This window comes from Pseudomonas sp. CFBP 13711 (assembly GCF_014842265.1).
Taxonomy (GTDB): Bacteria; Pseudomonadota; Gammaproteobacteria; order Pseudomonadales; family Pseudomonadaceae; genus Aquipseudomonas.
In genome coordinates this window covers 232,440-249,032 of the sequence record NZ_JACYVI010000008.1, presented here as the reverse complement: position 1 = coordinate 249,032, position 16,593 = coordinate 232,440, and the positions used below count along the sequence as shown (strand labels likewise).

Annotated in this window: 15 protein-coding genes; 5 read left to right on the top strand and 10 right to left on the bottom strand. The window is 59.0% G+C overall.

Annotated elements, in window-relative coordinates; all coding sequences use genetic code 11:
- Nucleotides 1-26 precede the first annotated feature (26 nt).
- The 5 genes from IFT47_RS16895 (at nucleotide 27) to IFT47_RS16875 (ending at nucleotide 4,667) form a co-directional block, all read left to right on the top strand.
- Nucleotides 27-938, top strand: coding sequence for a TauD/TfdA dioxygenase family protein (locus tag IFT47_RS16895; protein ID WP_192173298.1), 912 nt, complete (start codon nucleotides 27-29; stop codon nucleotides 936-938).
- 34 nt (nucleotides 939-972) lie between these two features.
- Entirely contained in the window at nucleotides 973-2,088 is a 1,116-nt protein-coding gene (locus IFT47_RS16890) for an ABC transporter substrate-binding protein (protein ID WP_192173299.1), read from the top strand.
- A 4-nt stretch (nucleotides 2,089-2,092) separates the two neighbouring features.
- Nucleotides 2,093-3,001, top strand: coding sequence for an ABC transporter permease (locus IFT47_RS16885; protein WP_192173300.1), 909 nt, complete (start codon nucleotides 2,093-2,095; stop codon nucleotides 2,999-3,001).
- Nucleotides 2,998-3,786, top strand: a complete 789-nt coding sequence (locus IFT47_RS16880) for an ABC transporter permease (protein ID WP_192173301.1) — start codon at nucleotides 2,998-3,000, stop codon at nucleotides 3,784-3,786. Before IFT47_RS16885 ends, IFT47_RS16880 begins: the two co-directional genes overlap by 4 nt.
- A 65-nt stretch (nucleotides 3,787-3,851) precedes the next feature.
- Nucleotides 3,852-4,667 (top strand): ABC transporter ATP-binding protein, encoded by an 816-nt coding sequence (locus IFT47_RS16875; RefSeq protein WP_192173302.1) that lies wholly within the window; start codon nucleotides 3,852-3,854, stop codon nucleotides 4,665-4,667.
- Between the two features lie 39 nt (nucleotides 4,668-4,706).
- Here the strand turns inward: IFT47_RS16875 and IFT47_RS16870 are convergent, their stop codons facing one another.
- The 10 genes from IFT47_RS16870 to rimP form a co-directional block, all read right to left on the bottom strand.
- Nucleotides 4,707-5,666: a sensor domain-containing diguanylate cyclase gene (locus tag IFT47_RS16870; RefSeq protein WP_192173303.1), complete on the bottom strand. Its 960-nt coding sequence runs from the start codon at nucleotides 5,664-5,666 to the stop codon at nucleotides 4,707-4,709.
- Nucleotides 5,667-5,669: 3 nt separating this feature from the next.
- Nucleotides 5,670-6,671: a response regulator gene (locus IFT47_RS16865; RefSeq protein ID WP_192173304.1), complete on the bottom strand. Its 1,002-nt coding sequence runs from the start codon at nucleotides 6,669-6,671 to the stop codon at nucleotides 5,670-5,672.
- Nucleotides 6,672-7,128: 457 nt separating this feature from the next.
- Nucleotides 7,129-7,479, bottom strand: a complete 351-nt coding sequence (locus IFT47_RS16860; protein ID WP_074888508.1) for a BON domain-containing protein — start codon at nucleotides 7,477-7,479, stop codon at nucleotides 7,129-7,131.
- Between the two features lie 294 nt (nucleotides 7,480-7,773).
- Nucleotides 7,774-9,879: a polyribonucleotide nucleotidyltransferase gene (gene pnp, locus IFT47_RS16855; protein ID WP_192173305.1), complete on the bottom strand. Its 2,106-nt coding sequence runs from the start codon at nucleotides 9,877-9,879 to the stop codon at nucleotides 7,774-7,776.
- Between the two features lie 172 nt (nucleotides 9,880-10,051).
- Nucleotides 10,052-10,321 carry a 30S ribosomal protein S15 gene (gene rpsO / locus IFT47_RS16850; protein ID WP_037015114.1) on the bottom strand — a complete coding sequence of 90 codons (270 nt, stop codon included), beginning with the start codon at nucleotides 10,319-10,321 and terminating at the stop codon, nucleotides 10,052-10,054.
- Nucleotides 10,322-10,472: 151 nt separating this feature from the next.
- Nucleotides 10,473-11,390, bottom strand: a complete 918-nt coding sequence (truB, locus tag IFT47_RS16845; protein WP_133776826.1) for a tRNA pseudouridine(55) synthase TruB — start codon at nucleotides 11,388-11,390, stop codon at nucleotides 10,473-10,475.
- A gap of 3 nt (nucleotides 11,391-11,393) precedes the next feature.
- Nucleotides 11,394-11,795, bottom strand: coding sequence for a 30S ribosome-binding factor RbfA (gene rbfA / locus IFT47_RS16840; protein WP_037015118.1), 402 nt, complete (start codon nucleotides 11,793-11,795; stop codon nucleotides 11,394-11,396).
- Between the two features lie 161 nt (nucleotides 11,796-11,956).
- Nucleotides 11,957-14,479 (bottom strand): translation initiation factor IF-2, encoded by a 2,523-nt coding sequence (infB, locus tag IFT47_RS16835; protein ID WP_192173306.1) that lies wholly within the window; start codon nucleotides 14,477-14,479, stop codon nucleotides 11,957-11,959.
- A 27-nt stretch (nucleotides 14,480-14,506) separates the two neighbouring features.
- Nucleotides 14,507-15,988, bottom strand: a complete 1,482-nt coding sequence (gene nusA / locus IFT47_RS16830; RefSeq protein ID WP_065987602.1) for a transcription termination factor NusA — start codon at nucleotides 15,986-15,988, stop codon at nucleotides 14,507-14,509.
- Nucleotides 15,989-16,047: 59 nt separating this feature from the next.
- Nucleotides 16,048-16,506, bottom strand: a complete 459-nt coding sequence (gene rimP / locus IFT47_RS16825) for a ribosome maturation factor RimP (RefSeq protein ID WP_163022007.1) — start codon at nucleotides 16,504-16,506, stop codon at nucleotides 16,048-16,050.
- Between the last annotated feature and the right edge of the window lie 87 nt (nucleotides 16,507-16,593).

Genomic DNA, 16,593 nt, shown 5'->3' with positions numbered 1-16,593 from the left:
CAACAGCTCAGATCGAGGTTACGGACATGGCGATTCAGATCAAACCCGTTGCGGGGAAAATCGGTGCCGAGGTGAGCGGCATCAAACTCTCCGCCGATGTCTCCGCGCAGGATTTTGATTTCATCAATCAGGCGCTGCTCACGCACAAGGTGCTGTTCTTCCGTGAGCAGTTTCTCAACGACGAGCAGCACGAAGGCTTCTCCCGCCGTTTCGGCGATCAGGTCCCTCACCCCACCGTACGTTCCGCTGAAAAAAGCAGTGCCATCCTGCACCTGGACGCGAAGGAAACTCGCGCCAACTCCTGGCACACCGACGTCACCTTCGTCGCCAACTACCCGAAAATCTCGATCCCGCGCGGGGTGGTCATCCCGCCCTACGGCGGCGACACGGTATGGGCCAACACGGCAGCCGCCTACGCTGACCTTCCCGACAGCCTGAAAACCCTGGCCGACGGCCTGCGCGCACTGCACACCAATGTCTATGACTATGCGGCGCCCCGAGACACCGGCGAAGCGGGCGTGAAACGCTACCGCGAACAGTTCACCGCCGAAGTCTATGAAACCGAACACCCACTGGTGCGCGTGCACCCCGAAACCGGCGAGCGCAGCCTGCTGCTCGGCCACTTCGTCAAACAGATTCAGGGCGTCAGCAGCAACGACTCGAAACAGCTGATTCGCCTGTTCCACGATCGCATCACCCATCTGGACAACACCGTGCGCTGGCGCTGGAACGAAGGCGACGTGGTGATCTGGGACAACCGCGCCACCCAACACATTGCCGTCAACGACTACGGCCAGGCCGAGCGCGTGGTGCGTCGTACCACTGTGGCGGGCGACATTCCGGTCGGCGTCGACGGACGCGCCAGTCAGGCCATCAAACCCACACCCGAAACCCTCTCGCCCAAAACAGAAGCCGACAAGAAACACCTGGCTGCCTGATTGCGCGTCACCCACTTTCCAAGGAAGAACCGTCATGGCAAACGCCAAGCGAACATCTTTATTCAGCAAAACAAGCGTAGCTACCGCACTGGCGGCGCTGCTGATGATGCCCTTGGCCGAGGCCGACGTTCTGCGCATTGGCGTGGCCAGCGCCGGTGGCGGTGATCCGGTCACGTTCAGCGGCTCGCCGTTAGGCATCGTGCGCAACCAGCAGCTCCTCGAAAAAGCCTTCGCCGGCACCGACACCGAAGTGCAGTGGTTCTTCTTCAAGGGCGCCGGGCCGGCCGTCAACGAGGCGCTGTCTAATCAGCAACTGGACTTCGCTTACGAAGGCGACTTGCCTGCGGTAGTCGGCCGTTCCAACGGCCTGGACACCAAATTGCTTGCGGCCATCGGCGTGCGCTCGAATGTGTATCTGGCCGTGCCGAAAGGCTCCGACATCAAGACCGTCGAAGACCTCAAGGGCAAGAAGGTCGCGGTGTTCCGTGGTACCAACGGCCATCTGGTTTCGATCAAATTGCTTGCCGATCACGGCATGACCGAGCGCGACCTGAAAGTGATCAATCTGGACAGCGGCAGCAGCCAGGCCGCGCTGGCGTCCAAAGGCGTCGATGCCGCATTCGGCGGTCGCGAGCTGTTCAAGCTGCGCGATCAGGGGCTGGTCGACATCATCTTCGACAACCCTGACAACAACGTGCGCTACACGCGCCAGTGCGCCCTGGTGGTTCGTGGCGATTACGAAAAACAGCACGCCGACAACGTGCAAAAAGTCGTCAACGTACTGGTCGATGCCGCGCGATGGGAATCCGAAGCCGGCAACCGCGACGCCGTGCTCAACGAGTGGGCGAAGACCAATGAACCGCTGGCCTCGCTGCAAGCTGACTTCAATCGACTGGATTTGCGCGACAGCGCGTCACCGCTGGTGGATGAATTCCTGCGCGACCGCTATCAAGCCGTCGCCGATCAGGCCAAGGACGAGAAAATGATCCGTCGGCCAGTGAGCGTCGACGGCTGGTTCGACACCCGCTATCTGGACAACGCGCTGAAAGCCAAAGGCCTCGAGCACTACTGGACCTCCTACGGCGCAGACGGCAAAGCCGCGAACACAGCGACGGCGTCTTCGGACAAACCCGTCAACAACGGAGGCTGACGCCATGGCCCGAGCCACCGCTGAAGCCCTTGATCGGCAGCACCTCCCGGCGAAAACCGTGGCGCCGGTCAAGCGCCTGCCCCGTTCACCGTCGCGTGCCCCTCGCCGCGTCCCGGTTGTCAAAACCGCCACGGCCTGGCGAACCCGCGCTGCCAACGTCGCGCTGGCCTGGCTGCTGCCCGTCGCGCTGCTGGGGCTGTGGTACCTCGGCACTGAACGCGGCTGGTTGTCGGAGCAAGTGCTGCCGCCGCCCGCGTTCGTTTACCAGACGCTGGGCGATCTGGTCAGCAGCGGCGACTTGTGGCTGAACGCTTCCGCCAGTCTGCAGCGCGTGCTGGTGGGCTTTCTGATTGGCTCGGCGCTGGGCATCACCCTGGGACTGGCGATGGGTTTGTCGAAAACCGTGGAGGATTACCTGCTGCCGACCTTCAACGCGCTGGTGCAGATTCCGGTACTGGGCTGGATGCCGTTTGCGCTCTTGTTGTTCGGCATCGGCGAGCCACTGAAATACGTGCTGATTGCCCATGCCGCGCTGGTCCCGGTGACGCTGTGTACGCTGCAAGCCTTCCATGAAGTGCCCAAGCGCTTGCTGGAGGTGGGCCGCGCGTACGGGTTCAGCCAACGCCAGATCGTCACCGATATCGTCCTGCCCTCCGCCGTTGCGCCGATCTTCACCGGCCTGCGCCTGGGCTTCACCAAGGCCTGGCTGTCGCTGGTGGTGGTTGAGCTGTTGGCGTCCAGCGAAGGGCTGGGCTACCTGATTGCCTACGGTCGGCAGTTGTTCCAGCTGGACCTGGTCATGGCCGCCGTGGTGGTGGTCGGCACGATGGGTCTGCTGATTGATCGCGGGTTCGAGTTCGTCGAGCGGCGCCTCAACCGAGGCCGCCCGAGCAAGACCGGGAGACTCGCATGAACACACTGACTATCCCGCAAGCCGGCCAGACCCACCGCTATCGAGGGTGGGCCGTGCCGATCGTGGCGGTCGCCGTGTGGTGGCTGGCGTCGAGTCAGGGCTGGAGCAGCTCCGGCCTGTTGGTCTCGCCGCAAAAGGTCGCGGTCACCGCCTGGGAGCAAGTGACCTCCGCGCAGTTCTGGCGCGCGATTTCCGCCAGTCTTGCGCGCGACGTGAGCGGCTTCTTCATCGGCACCACATTGGGCCTGGTGCTCGGTTGTCTGCTGGGGTTTTCACGGCTGTTCGAGCGCCTGGTGGGCCCGAGTTTCAACACCTTCAAACAGATCTCGTTGTTCGCCTGGATCCCGCTGATCTCAGTGTGGTTCGGGCTGGGCGACGTCGCCAAAGTGGTGTTTCTGTCACTCGCCGCACTGGTGCCGGTGGTGGTCAACACGTGCGACGGCTTGCGCAGCGTCTCCCCCGCGCTGCTGGAAGTCGCGAAGGTCTACGGCTTCACCCGATGGCAGACCATCATCGGCGTCATGCTGCCGGCAGCACTGCCGTCGATCTTCACCGGCATCTACCTGGCGCTGGTCTATTCGTGGCTGGCGACCATCGGCGCGGAATACCTGCTGGTGTCAGGCAGCGGCATCGGCAACACACTGATCGATGGCAGCGAGCACTTCATGATGGACCTCGTGCTGTTCGGCATGATCGTCATCGGGCTGGTCGGTTGGGGACTTAACGTCCTGGCGCGCCTTCTTGAACGACGCCTGCAACGGCTGTACGGCATCGCCCCGCGCTAAAGCCATCGTGTTCAGCCTCAATCGACTCTCTCGCTTCGCAAAACCTTATTTCTGAAGGAAAGCCCATGCCAGCCACTCAACCGCTTACTGCACAGCCCGTCGCCCGGGCCATCTCCCCATCGCAGGGCAATGGCCTGCGTCTGGAAAACATCAGCAAGCGCTTCGCCAGCACAGCAGCCGACACCCAACTGCAGGTACTGGATAACGTCCAGCTGGACATCGCGCCGGGGGAGTTCATCACCATCGTCGGCGCCAGTGGTTGTGGCAAATCAACCCTGCTCAGGCTGATCCTCGGCCTGGACGAAGAATTTGACGGCCGCATCCTGCTGGACGACAAGCCGATCAGGGGCACGGGCCTGGAGCGCGGCATCGTGTTTCAGGATCACCGGCTGTTCCCGTGGCTCACGGTTGAGCAGAACGTCGCGGTCGGCCTGAAAAACGCGCCGCTGACTGCGGCGCAGAAAAATGAGACCGTGCGCGAACACATTCAGCTGGTGGGCCTGCAGGATTTCACAGGGTCGTACCCACACCAGATTTCCGGCGGGATGGCGCAACGGGTGGCGATCGCCCGAGGGCTGGTCAATCGGCCCAGCGTGCTGTTGCTCGACGAACCCTTCGGCGCGCTGGATGCGCTGACCCGTACGCGATTGCAGCGTGAGTTGCAGCACATCTGGCAGCAGGAAAAGATCACCATGGTTCACGTCACCCATGATGTGGATGAAGCGGTTTATCTCGGTGATCGGGTGGTGGTGATGCAACCGCATCCGGGGCGCATCCGGCGTATCGTCGACGTAGACCTGCCACGCCCGCGCAATCGCAGCGACGCGCGGTTTATCGAGCTGCGGGATGACGTGCTCAGCGATTTCGCGGAGTTGTCCTAGCGGGTGAAGACGGCCTTGGATGCAGACGTTATCCGGGCTTCAATCCGACGCATCCACCGACACACGATTGCGCCCGTTCTTCTTGGACTCGTACAGCGCCTGGTCCGCGCGTTCGATGAGCATCTTGTAGTCGTCCATGGGCGAGGTCATGTCAGCGACGCCCAGGCTGATCGTGCAATGAATGGCTTCGCCTTCCTGCATGACGTCCAGCGCCTCGACGGCGGCGCGCAGACGCTCGGCAAACATGGCGCCGCCCTGCTTGTCCGTATCGGGCAGCAGCACCGCGAACTCTTCACCGCCGTAACGACCCGCGATGTCAGCGTCGCGGATGTGCTCACGCACCACGTCCGCCACCCGCTGAATCACCCGGTCGCCGCATTGATGCCCATAGGTATCGTTGACGCGTTTGAAGTGGTCGATGTCGAACATCACCAGTGACGCCGTGGTGCCGTAACGCACATGCCGCGCATGCTCCAGACGCAATGCTTCTTCCCAGTGGCCGCGGTTGTACAGGCTGGTCAGCCGGTCGGTGCTCGATAGCTTCTGCAGCTCGCGGTTGGCCGCCTGCAACTGCAGACGGTTTGTCGCCACATCGGTGACGTCGTAGATCACCAGACACACATGGGTGACCACGCCGGTCGTCGACCGCAGGGGAAACATCGTGGTGTTCTGGTACATGAAGTCTTCTTGCCCGGTGATGGGCTGATAGCTCTTGAAGCGAACCAGAAAGGGGCGCTGCTCCCAGATCGTGAACGCTGGGGTGCCGAGGGTGATGACGCTGTCGATCTTGTTTTTCAGCCAGCGCTCGTTGATCTCCGGGAACAACGAGAAGAACGAGCGGGTCGCTGCTTCGTAGGACAGTATCCCGGAACGGTTCTCCATGAAGGTGTTCCAGACCTGCACCCGGTATTCCTGATCCAGCACCACCACGCCGACGTCGATGCTCTGCGTCACGGTGAGCAGCCAGTGCAATTCCTTGAAATCGATACGATCGTTCATGAATCAGCTCATCAGGTGGGCGAGTTTCCGCGACAGCAGCTCGACCGAATCTTCGGTGAACAACATCAACAGATCGAAATGGATGTTATGACCCTCCAGGCTGTAACTGATCTCCACAGCCAGGGTCTTCTTCCAGCGCCGCTCGTTGAGCCGGATCAGCTCTTCAATGCCGCTGTGCAATCCCAGCACTTGCGGGTGGCCCTGGGAAAAGGCGATGTCGAGCTGCTCCGCAATACCGCTCAGACAGGCGCCGATCAGGATGGAGGACAGGTCCAGCAACATTTCCATGTCGGAATAGTCGGCGTCATCGATCTTCATCAACTGCGCCATGTCGGCGATTTCCGAATCATGAAACAACAACAGCGCCTCGCCGGCTATGCCACCACCAATGTAGCCCTGACACACCGCCGTGAGCCGGTCGTTGGCCTGGGCATCGGCCAGCGCCATGTGCAACTCGCCCACTTCCAGCATGTTGACGTTAGGCACCGGCAGTTGCACGAATACGCCCAACACCCGCGCCAGCAAAGCGGCCGCGCGGCCCATCGCGACGTTCACGGTCTCGCGGAATGCGTCGTTAAAACTGATCTCCGCCTGATCGAGGCCGGATGCCGGAGCCAGCGACTGATCGGCGCCCTCCCCCAACAGGCCCAGCCGCTGGAGGGTCTCCTGCAACTGATCGGGATCGGCCGGTTTTTTCAGGAACGCCAGTGCGCCCAGTTCGAGGGTACGGCGCACCGCCTCCTCCTGAACGTCGCCGGAGACGACAATGACGCTGGTCTGCAGGCTTTCCGCGCGGATGGCCGCCAATGTCTGATAGCCGTCCATGTCCGGCATTGTCAGATCCAGCAGCACAACGCGGCCCAGACCCTGACGAATCGCCTCGATCCCTTCACGGCCATTGGTTGCCGTGGTCACTGAAACATCCCACTCGGGCGGCAGGGCCCTAATGAGTTGCTTCCGCGCCATGTTGGAGTCGTCGCAAATGAGCAAGGGAATCGTGGGCATCTACTTCTCACAGCAAAAGAGTTTCAGGCCTGGCCCGGTGTAAGGCAGCGTGACAAAGGGTGAGCAAAGCGTCATGCCAGACTGTAGCTGATGACACGTCATCAAAGCGTCAAACCTGTGGGTAGATTCTCTACCCGTTCCACAATGGGCTGCGTGATATGCAATTAATGTGCACAGCTGATCCGATTCATTTCGGATGGATTGAAAAAATCCTTCCATTTGGATATCAAGAAGCGCAGAAGAGTAACGCAGCGGGTGTGGCGAGAATATGTCAAACGCTCTGGCGCTGGTGAAACAGCGAGGAGGATGGGCTGAAATCAGGGCATAAAAAAGCCCCGACGCGGGCGTCAGGGCTTTTGGTGGCCGCATTGCTGCGGCCTTTCGCATGAACCTGGATCAGTCAGCTGACGACTTTCACACTGTCAGACAATTGTGCCGGAGGCTCTACCGAATGGAATTACTCAGCTTTCAGGCCGTCAGCCGAAACAGCCTTCACGCCTTTGATTTTCTTGGTGATCGCAACAGCGGTGGTTTTCTGTGCTTCGGTAACAGCGACAGTCGACGACAGGGATACCACGCCTTTGTTGGTCTCAACCTTGATGTCGGAGCCTGGAATGCCTTTTTCGGTCAGCAGATCAGATTTGACCTTGGTGGTGATCCAAGTGTCAGAAGTAGCTTCTTTGGTTTTGGCGACTTCGTTGGCAGCTACGGTCATTGGAGCTTGAGCAGAGGTCTGAGCCATGGCTACGTTGGCCATAGTCAGAGTCAGAGCAGTGGCGGTAGCAGCAGCAATAGCGAACTTCTTCATACGGGTAACTCCTGTTTTTCTCAGAATCTGCGCCAATCTGATTGGCTGCAGGGTTACGTATATGTCGCAAGCGGTGTGCCAACCTTCGGCCTGACAGATATTCGTTATAAATCAATGAGTTATGTTTTCATGGATCCACGGGGGTCGTGCAGATTGCCCGCTTTGGGAAAGTTCCGCTTGCAAGATGCATGTTCTGACCAGCTGCCAAGCGACGGTCTGCATCCTTAAGCCATTAATTGCATTCAAAAAAAAGAGCCCCGAAGGGCTCTTTTTGATCAGCTGCGGTAGAGCGGGTTAAACCCCCGACGCCTTGGCAGCTGCTACGTCTTTGATCGACAGCTTGATGCGACCGCGATTGTCCACGTCCAGCACCAGAACTTCGACTTCCTGACCTTCTTGCAAGATGTCGGTGACTTTCTCTACGCGAGCGTCGCTCAACATGGAGATGTGCACCAGACCGTCTTTGCCCGGCAGGATGTTAACGAACGCACCGAAGTCGACGATGCGCTCAACCTTGCCGATGTAGATCTTGCCGATCTCGGCTTCAGCGGTGATACCCAGAACGCGCTGACGTGCAGCTTCAGCAGCTTCCTTGGTTTCGCCAAAGATCTTGATCGAGCCGTCGTCTTCGATGTCGATCGACGCTTTGGTCTCTTCACAGATGGCACGGATGGTCGCGCCGCCTTTGCCGATGACGTCACGGATCTTGTCGGTGTCAATCTTCATCGCGATCATGGTCGGCGCGTTTTCCGACAGCTCGGTACGCGACTGACCAATGATGGTGTTCATCTGGCCCAGGATGTTCAGACGCGCTTCCAGCGCCTGACCCAAAGCGATCTCCATGATCTCTTCGGTGATGCCTTTGATCTTGATGTCCATCTGCAGCGCGGTGACGCCTTTGGCGGTACCGGCTACCTTGAAGTCCATATCGCCCAGGTGGTCTTCGTCACCCAGAATGTCGGTCAGGATGGCAAACTTCTCGCCTTCTTTAACCAGACCCATGGCGATACCGGCAACCGGCGCCTTCATTGGAACACCAGCGTCCATCAGGGCCAGCGAAGCACCACAGACCGAAGCCATGGAGCTGGAGCCGTTGGACTCGGTGATTTCCGATACGACACGGATGGTGTACGGGAACACGTCGGCAGCAGGCAGCATGGCCTGAACCGAACGGCGGGCCAGACGACCGTGACCGATTTCACGACGACCTGCGCCACCCATGCGACCACACTCGCCCACCGAGAACGGAGGGAAGTTGTAGTGCAGCATGAACGGGTCTTTTTTCTCGCCTTCGAGGGTGTCGAGCAGTTGAGCGTCACGCGCGGTACCCAGGGTGGCCACGACCAGCGCCTGCGTTTCGCCACGGGTGAACAGTGCCGAACCGTGAGTCTTCGGCAGAACGCCGACTTCGATGTTCAACGGACGAACAGTCTTGGTGTCGCGACCGTCGATACGTGGTTTGCCGTTGACGATGTTTTCGCGAACGGTGCGGTATTCGATTTCGCCGAACGCCGCTTTGACTTCGCTGGCGGACGGGCTGCCGTCTTCAACAGCCAGCTTGGCAACAACCTGATCCTTCAGCTCACCCAGGCGAGCATAACGATCGGCCTTGACGGTGATGGTGTACGCCTCGGAGATCGCTGTGCCGAACTCGGAGCGGATAGCGCCCAGCAGTTCAGTGGCTTCAGCTTTAGGCGCCCAGTTCCAGGTTGGCTTGGCAGCTTCGGCGGCCAGCTCTTTGACGGCCTTGATGACCGACTGGAATTCGTCGTGGGCGAACAGCACGGCACCCAGCATCTGGTCTTCAGTCAGCTCTTTGGCTTCCGACTCAACCATCAGCACCGCTTCTTCGGTACCGGCAACGACCATGTCCAGGCTCGATGCTTTCAGTTGCTCGTAAGTCGGGTTCAGCAGGTAGCCTGTGCTCTCGTGGAAAGCAACGCGCGCGGCACCGATCGGGCCGTCGAACGGAATGCCGGAGATGGCCAGAGCAGCCGAAGTACCGATCATCGCAGCGACGTCCGGATCGGTTTTCTTGCTGGTAGAGACGACGGTGCAGACAACCTGCACTTCGTTCATGAAGCCTTCTGGAAACAGTGGGCGGATCGGACGGTCGATCAAACGCGAGGTCAGTGTTTCTTTTTCGGAAGGGCGGCCTTCACGCTTGAAGAAACCACCAGGGATCTTGCCCGCGGCGTAGGTCTTTTCCTGGTAGTGAACGGAAAGAGGGAAAAAGCCTTTGCTTGCGTCTGCATGCTTGGCGCCGACCACAGTCACGAGAACGGTGACGTCGTCGTCAACGGTGACCAATACAGCACCAGAGGCTTGACGGGCAATACGGCCAGTCTCGAGGGTTACGGTCGATTGACCGAATTGAAATTTCTTGATTACCGGGTTCACGGTTTCCTACCTTCTTTGTGGCTCTTGGGGAACTGGTTTCTTGCGAATTCTTGGGCAGCTAGGGGAATCGGACCCTTCGGCAGTCCAGATACAACTAGAGGCTGGGAGGCCGCCACCCCACTGATAAAACCAGCGGAACATGACGACCAACCAACCTCTATCCGAGTCGTTATTAGCGACGCAGACCCAGACGACCGATCAGGGCGCTGTAACGGCTAACGTCCTTACCTTTCAGGTAATCCAGCAGCTTGCGACGCTGGTTTACCATACGGATCAGACCACGACGGGAGTGGTGATCCTTACCGTTGGCCTTGAAGTGGCCTTGCAGTTTGTTGATGTTGGCGGTCAGCAGTGCAACTTGCACTTCTGGCGAACCAGTATCACCAACAGCTTGCTGGTAGTCGGTTACGATCTGAGCTTTATCTTCAACGCTGAGTGCCATGTGGGCATTCCTTTTATCAAGAAACCGCTCCGGGGAGACGGTTTCAACAGGCCGAGAGCTGACTCTCGTATTTAAATGTGAGGAGTGACCATGCCTGTTAACAGCCACCCTCGTACCGCCGTGCCAGGAAACCCTGCCGCGACGGGTCCGGTCACTCTGACCGAATCAGTCGACGCGGCGCAATGCGCCCGTCTTCACTCACTTCACCGATCCCGATGAAGCGTCCTTCATGATCCTGCACCCGCACCATGCCGAACTTCGGCGCGTCGGGGGCTCTCACTGGCTGACCATGCAGCCAGTAAAACGAACTGTGCTCTGAAAACTGCAGCAGCGGCCAATCCAGCAACCCGCTGTCCGATGGCATCAGGAAGCGATCAACCGCTTCGTTCCCGCCTTCGGCATGCACCGCTTCCAGCTCTTCCAGCGTTACGGTCTGGGCCAGCGTGAAAGGACCGGCCTGGGTACGACGAAGCTGAGCAACGTAAGCACCGCAGCCCAGCTTTTCACCGATATCTTCCACGAGGGTACGAATATAGGTGCCTTTTGTGCAGTCGACCGCCAAACGAGCGGTCTCACCTTCGCACGCCAATAATTCCAGGCGCGCAATAGTAACAGAACGCGGTTCACGCTCCACCACTTCCCCAGCCCGGGCCAACTTGTATAACGGCTGACCGTCGCGCTTGAGGGCGGAGTACATCGGCGGTATCTGACTGATATTCCCCCGAAATGCCGGAAGCACCGCTTCGATATCCGAACGACCAACGGTCACAGGCCGCGTCTGCAGGACCTCACCCTCGGCATCGGCCGTGGTAGTGGTCTTGCCAAGCTGCATCAGGGTTTCATAACCCTTGTCAGAGTCGAGCAGGTATTGGGAAAACTTGGTCGCTTCACCGAAGCACAGCGGCAGAACGCCGGTGGCCAGCGGATCCAGACTGCCCGTATGCCCTGCTTTTTCTGCGTTGAGCAACCAGCGCACTTTTTGCAGCGCGGCGTTGGATGTGAACCCCAGCGGCTTGTCGAGCAGGATGATCCCGCTGACGTTACGGCGAATACGCTTGACCTGAGCCACGCCTTATTCCTCCGAACCGTCTTGCTTGGGTGCGGTTTGGTGCTGACCATCTTCAGCCACTGCCCGCTCGATCAATGCCGACAAATGCGCGCCACGGGCAACGCTTTCGTCGTAATGGAAATGCAGTTGCGGCACGCTGCGCAGCTTCATCTCACGGGCCAGCTGCATACGCAGGAATCCTGCAGCAGCATTGAGCACCTTGATGGACTGTGCGATTTCTTCGGCGCTGTCCTGCCCCATCACGGTCATGAAGATTTTCGCGTGGCCGACGTCACGGCTGACGTCAACGGCGGTGATGGTGACCAGCCCTACGCGGGGGTCCTTGATTTCACGACGGATCAGCTGTGCCAGCTCGCGCTGCATCTGATCGCCGATACGTTGGGTACGGCTGTATTCTTTTGCCATGTCTTGTTACCTGTCACTGCTGACTCATGGCAAAAGCCATGTGGTCTGAAAGCGGCAAACGCCCGGCCTGGCGAGAGCCGGACCGGGCGTTGCGTTTAGAGTCCATGGCCGACGCCTGGCATTTTCATGCGGCGCAAGCCATGACTCCTGAAGCTCGCGATTTAGAGGCTGCGAGCCACTTGGACCTTCTCGAAGACTTCGATCTTGTCACCGACCTTGACGTCGTTGTAGCTCTTGACGCCGATACCGCATTCCATGCCGGCACGTACTTCGGAAGCGTCATCCTTGAAGCGGCGCAGGGATTCCAGCTCGCCTTCGAAGATAACGATGTCTTCACGCAGTACACGGATTGGACGGTTACGGAAGACAACGCCTTCAATGACCATGCAACCTGCGATCGCGCCGAATTTCGGCGAGCGGAACACGTCGCGGACTTCAGCGATACCCAGGATGTTCTCCCGAACGTCGCTGCCAAGCATGCCGGTGAGGGCCTTCTTGACGTCTTCGATGATGTCGTAGATAACGTTGTAGTAACGCATATCCAGACCTTCCTGCTCGACGATCTTGCGCGCGCCAGCATCGGCACGTACGTTGAAGCCGAACAGTACAGCGTTGGAGGCCAGTGCCAGGTTGGCGTCGCTTTCGGTGATACCACCGACACCGCCGCCCACTACACGCACTTGCACTTCGTCGTTACCCAGGCCATTCAAAGCACCCTGCAACGCTTCCAGAGAACCACGGACATCGGATTTGAGGACGATGTTGAGCGTCTTCTTCTCTTCCTGACCCATGTTCTCGAAGATGTTTTCCAGCTTGCCGGCGTGAGCACGGGCCAGCTTGACTTCGCGGAACTTGCCTTGACGGAACAGAGCCACTTCACGGGCTTTCTTCTCGTCGGCAACCACGCTCATCTCGTCGCCAGCGTCCGGCGTACCGTCCAGGCCGAGAATCTCGACTGGGATCGACGGGCCGGCTTCCTTGATTGGCTTGCCGTTCTCGTCGAGCATTGCCCGAACGCGACCGTAGTTGGAGCCAACCAGAACCATGTCGCCCTGACGCAGCGTACCGTCCTGAACCAGAACAGTAGCAACCGGGCCACGGCCCTTGTCCAGACGCGATTCGACAACAACACCGCGACCCGGAGCCGATGGCGTTGCCATCAATTCCAGAACTTCGGCCTGCAGCAGAACGGCTTCAAGCAGCTCGTCAACGCCAGTACCCATCTTCGCGGAGACCGAGACGAAAGGTGTCTCGCCGCCCCACTCTTCGGACGTTACGCCGTGAACGGACAGTTCACTGCGGATACGGTCCAGGTCAGCGCCCGGCTTGTCGATCTTGTTCACGGCAACGACCAGCGGAACACCGGCAGCCTTGGCGTGTTGCACGGCTTCGATGGTCTGCGGCATGACACCGTCGTCGGCAGCGACAACCAGAATCACGATGTCGGTTGCCTTGGCACCACGAGCACGCATTGCGGTAAACGCAGCGTGACCCGGGGTATCGAGGAACGTCACCATGCCACGTTCGGTTTCCACGTGGTACGCACCGATGTGCTGGGTGATACCACCGGCTTCGCCCGCAGCAACCTTGGCACGACGGATGTAGTCGAGCAGCGAGGTCTTACCGTGGTCAACGTGACCCATGACCGTTACAACCGGCGCACGGGAGAACGTCTCACCTTCGAACTTCAGGGACTCGGCCAGGGAATCTTCCAGCGCGGTGTCGCTGACCAGGGTCACTTTATGGCCCAATTCTTCAGCGACCAGCTGGGCAGTTTCCTGATCCAGAACCTGGTTGATGGTGGCCGGAGTACCCAGCTTGAACATGAACTTGATGATCTCGGCCGCTTTGACCGACATCTGCTGAGCGAGATCGCCCACGCTGATGGTTTCGCCGATCTTCACTTCACGAACGACAGGGCCGGTAGGGCTCTGGAAACCGTGCGCGTTGCGCTTCTTCAGCTTGGCCTTGCCGCGACCGCCGCGACGGAAGCCATCGCTTTCTTCGTCGGTAGTACGAGGAGCAACGCGTGGCGTTGGCGCCTTTTCCTTGACCGATGCACGATGCGGGGCGTTCTTGCGATCGCCGTCACCACCGCCGCTGCGACGATTGTTGTCGTCATTGCGTGGTTTGTCGGGGCGACGCTGTTCGTCTTTCTTGCGATCGGCGACAGGCGCAGGTGCCGCAGCCGGAGTTTCCCGGGCTGGCTCGGCAGCTTGCGGAGCCGGTGCCGGCGCTGCAACAGCCTCGGCAGCGGGGGCACCAGACGAAGGCTGACGGCGCGCTTCTTCTTCGGCACGCTGACGGGATTCTTCTTCAGCCTTTTGACGAGCGGCATTTTCTACCGCACGACGTTCGTCCAGCTCGCGCTTGCGTTCGGCTTCGATTTCTTCCGGGCTGCGCTGAACAAAGACTTTCTTTTTGCGTACTTCAACGCTGATGCTTTTGCTGCCAGCAACGCGCAGGGTACTGGTGGTCTTGCGCTGCAAGGTAATCTTGCGCGGCTCTTCCACCTTGGCCTTGTGACCGCTTTTCAGGTGGGTCAACAGGGCTTGTTTTTCAATATCGGTCACAACTTGTTCGGCGGCGTTGTGCGGCAAACCTGCCTCACGCATCTGCTGTAACAGGCGCTCTACCGGTGTGTCGACCGTCTTGGCCAGTTCTTTCACCGTGACTTGCGTCATGCACTTCTCTCCTCAGGCCGCATCTACTTACTCGAACCAATGGGCTCGGGCGGCCATGATCAACTTGCCGGCACGATCATCGTCAATGCCGTCGATGTCGAGCAGATCGTCAATAGACTGCTCGGCCAGGTCTTCGCGGGTAATTACGCCGCGCACCGCCAGTTCCATCGCCAAATCCTTGTCCATACCCTCAAGCGAGAGCAGGTCTTCGGCCGGATGGGCGTCTGCCAGCTTTTCCTCAGTAGCGATGGCTTTAGTCAACAAACGATCCTTGGCACGAGCGCGAAGCTCGTTGACGGTGTCTTCGTCAAAGCCGTCGATGTTGAGCATTTCTTCCAACGGTACGTAGGCAATCTCTTCCAGGCTGGTGAAGCCTTCGTCTACCAGAACCTGAGCGAGATCCTCATCGACTTCCAGCTCGTCGATAAAGTTGCGCAGGATGTCACCGGTTTCCGCTTGCTGCTTGGCCTGGATGTCCGATTCGGTCATCACGTTAAGGGTCCAGCCAGTCAACTGACTGGCCAACCGCACGTTCTGGCCACCGCGGCCAATCGCCTGGGCGAGGTTATCTGCGCCTACAGCGATGTCCATGGCGTGGGCATCTTCATCAACGATGATCGCTGCCACTTCGGCAGGCGACATGGCGTTGATGACGAACTGCGCCGGGTTATCGTCCCAAAGCACGATATCCACACGCTCGCCGCCCAACTCGCCGGAAACAGCCTGCACGCGCGAACCACGCATGCCGATGCACGCGCCTTGCGGGTCAATGCGTTTGTCCTTGGAGCGAACTGCGATCTTTGCACGCGAACCAGGATCACGAGAGGCAGCCATCACCTCGATGAGTCCTTCGGCGATTTCCGGAACTTCAATCCGGAACAGCTCGATCAGCATTTCCGGCGCGGTACGCGACAGGATCAGCTGAGGGCCACGGTTTTCGGTGCGGATCTCTTTGAGCAATGCACGAACGCGGACACCTACGCGGAAAGTCTCCCGCGAAATGATGTCTTCACGCGCCAGCAGAGCTTCGGCATTGTTGCCAAGGTCGACGATGACATTGTCACGTGTAACTTTTTTAACAGTGCCGGAAATGATTTCGCCCAGACGCTCACGGTAGGCGTCCACGACTTGAGCTCGCTCGGCTTCGCGAACTTTCTGCACAATGACTTGCTTGGCAGTCTGCGCAGCGATGCGGCCGAACTCGATGGAATCGATCTTTTCTTCCACTACGTCGCCAACGTTGGCGCCCGGGTGGGTCAGAGCAACTTTGCTAGGCCATGTCTCGATGGCCGGGTCGTCGAGGTCGTCTTCTTCGACGACGGTCCAGCGACGGAAAGTCTCATATGCACCTGTTTGACGATTGATCTCGACACGCAGGTCTACTTCGTCTTCAAAACGCTTTTTGGTGGCCGTAGCCAGAGCTATTTCAAGCGCTTCAAAAATCACATCGGCCGGTACGCCTTTTTCATTGGATACCGATTCAACAACCAGCAGTACTTCTTTGCTCATCGTACGCCTCGCCTTTCGCAAGCCATTGGATCCGCGGGATCCGCTGTATCTGGCACGTCTTAGTCAAACGTGGGAATAATGTTGGCTTTGTCGATCAGATCGATCGGCAACAGAAACTCGTGATCTTCAACCTGGACCACGACGTCCTGCTCCTCCACCCCGCGGAGAAGGCCTTGAAAGTTGCGTCGACCTTCAAACGGCGAACGCAGCTTTATCTTCACTTGTGCCCCGGCAAATTCCGCAAACTGCTCAATGGTAAACAGTGGGCGTTCCATGCCTGGAGAGGAAACTTCGAGCGTATATTCGGAGCTGATCGGATCTTCTACATCCAGAATACCGCTGATCTGACGGCTGACGATCGCGCAATCGTCCACCAACACGCCGCCTTCTTTATCGATATAGACGCGCAACATCGAGTGACGCCCTTGAGACGAATACTCGATACCCCAGCATTCATAGCCTAGGGCCACGACCACCGGGGCCAACAAGGCCTGCAACTCTTCTAGCTTGCTCGACACCTGAACCCCCTCGTGCATGCTGCAAATAAAAAATGGGCAGAAGCCCAATCATGAAAACGCCTGCGAAAAGCGGCGTCATAAAGTGTC

What these genes read in the sequence shown, in the direction of transcription:
- IFT47_RS16895 (WP_192173298.1), top strand. Translation starts at nt 27, where the DNA reads ATGGCGATTCAGATCAAACCCGTTGCGGGGAAAATCGGTGCCGAGGTG.
- IFT47_RS16890 (WP_192173299.1), top strand. Translation starts at nt 973, where the DNA reads ATGGCAAACGCCAAGCGAACATCTTTATTCAGCAAAACAAGCGTAGCT.
- IFT47_RS16885 (WP_192173300.1), top strand. Translation starts at nt 2,093, where the DNA reads ATGGCCCGAGCCACCGCTGAAGCCCTTGATCGGCAGCACCTCCCGGCG.
- IFT47_RS16880 (WP_192173301.1), top strand. Translation starts at nt 2,998, where the DNA reads ATGAACACACTGACTATCCCGCAAGCCGGCCAGACCCACCGCTATCGA.
- IFT47_RS16875 (WP_192173302.1), top strand. Translation starts at nt 3,852, where the DNA reads ATGCCAGCCACTCAACCGCTTACTGCACAGCCCGTCGCCCGGGCCATC.
- IFT47_RS16870 (WP_192173303.1), bottom strand. Translation starts at nt 5,666, where the DNA reads ATGAACGATCGTATCGATTTCAAGGAATTGCACTGGCTGCTCACCGTG.
- IFT47_RS16865 (WP_192173304.1), bottom strand. Translation starts at nt 6,671, where the DNA reads ATGCCCACGATTCCCTTGCTCATTTGCGACGACTCCAACATGGCGCGG.
- IFT47_RS16860 (WP_074888508.1), bottom strand. Translation starts at nt 7,479, where the DNA reads ATGAAGAAGTTCGCTATTGCTGCTGCTACCGCCACTGCTCTGACTCTG.
- rpsO (WP_037015114.1), bottom strand. Translation starts at nt 10,321, where the DNA reads ATGGCACTCAGCGTTGAAGATAAAGCTCAGATCGTAACCGACTACCAG.
- rbfA (WP_037015118.1), bottom strand. Translation starts at nt 11,795, where the DNA reads ATGGCAAAAGAATACAGCCGTACCCAACGTATCGGCGATCAGATGCAG.
- infB (WP_192173306.1), bottom strand. Translation starts at nt 14,479, where the DNA reads ATGACGCAAGTCACGGTGAAAGAACTGGCCAAGACGGTCGACACACCG.
- nusA (WP_065987602.1), bottom strand. Translation starts at nt 15,988, where the DNA reads ATGAGCAAAGAAGTACTGCTGGTTGTTGAATCGGTATCCAATGAAAAA.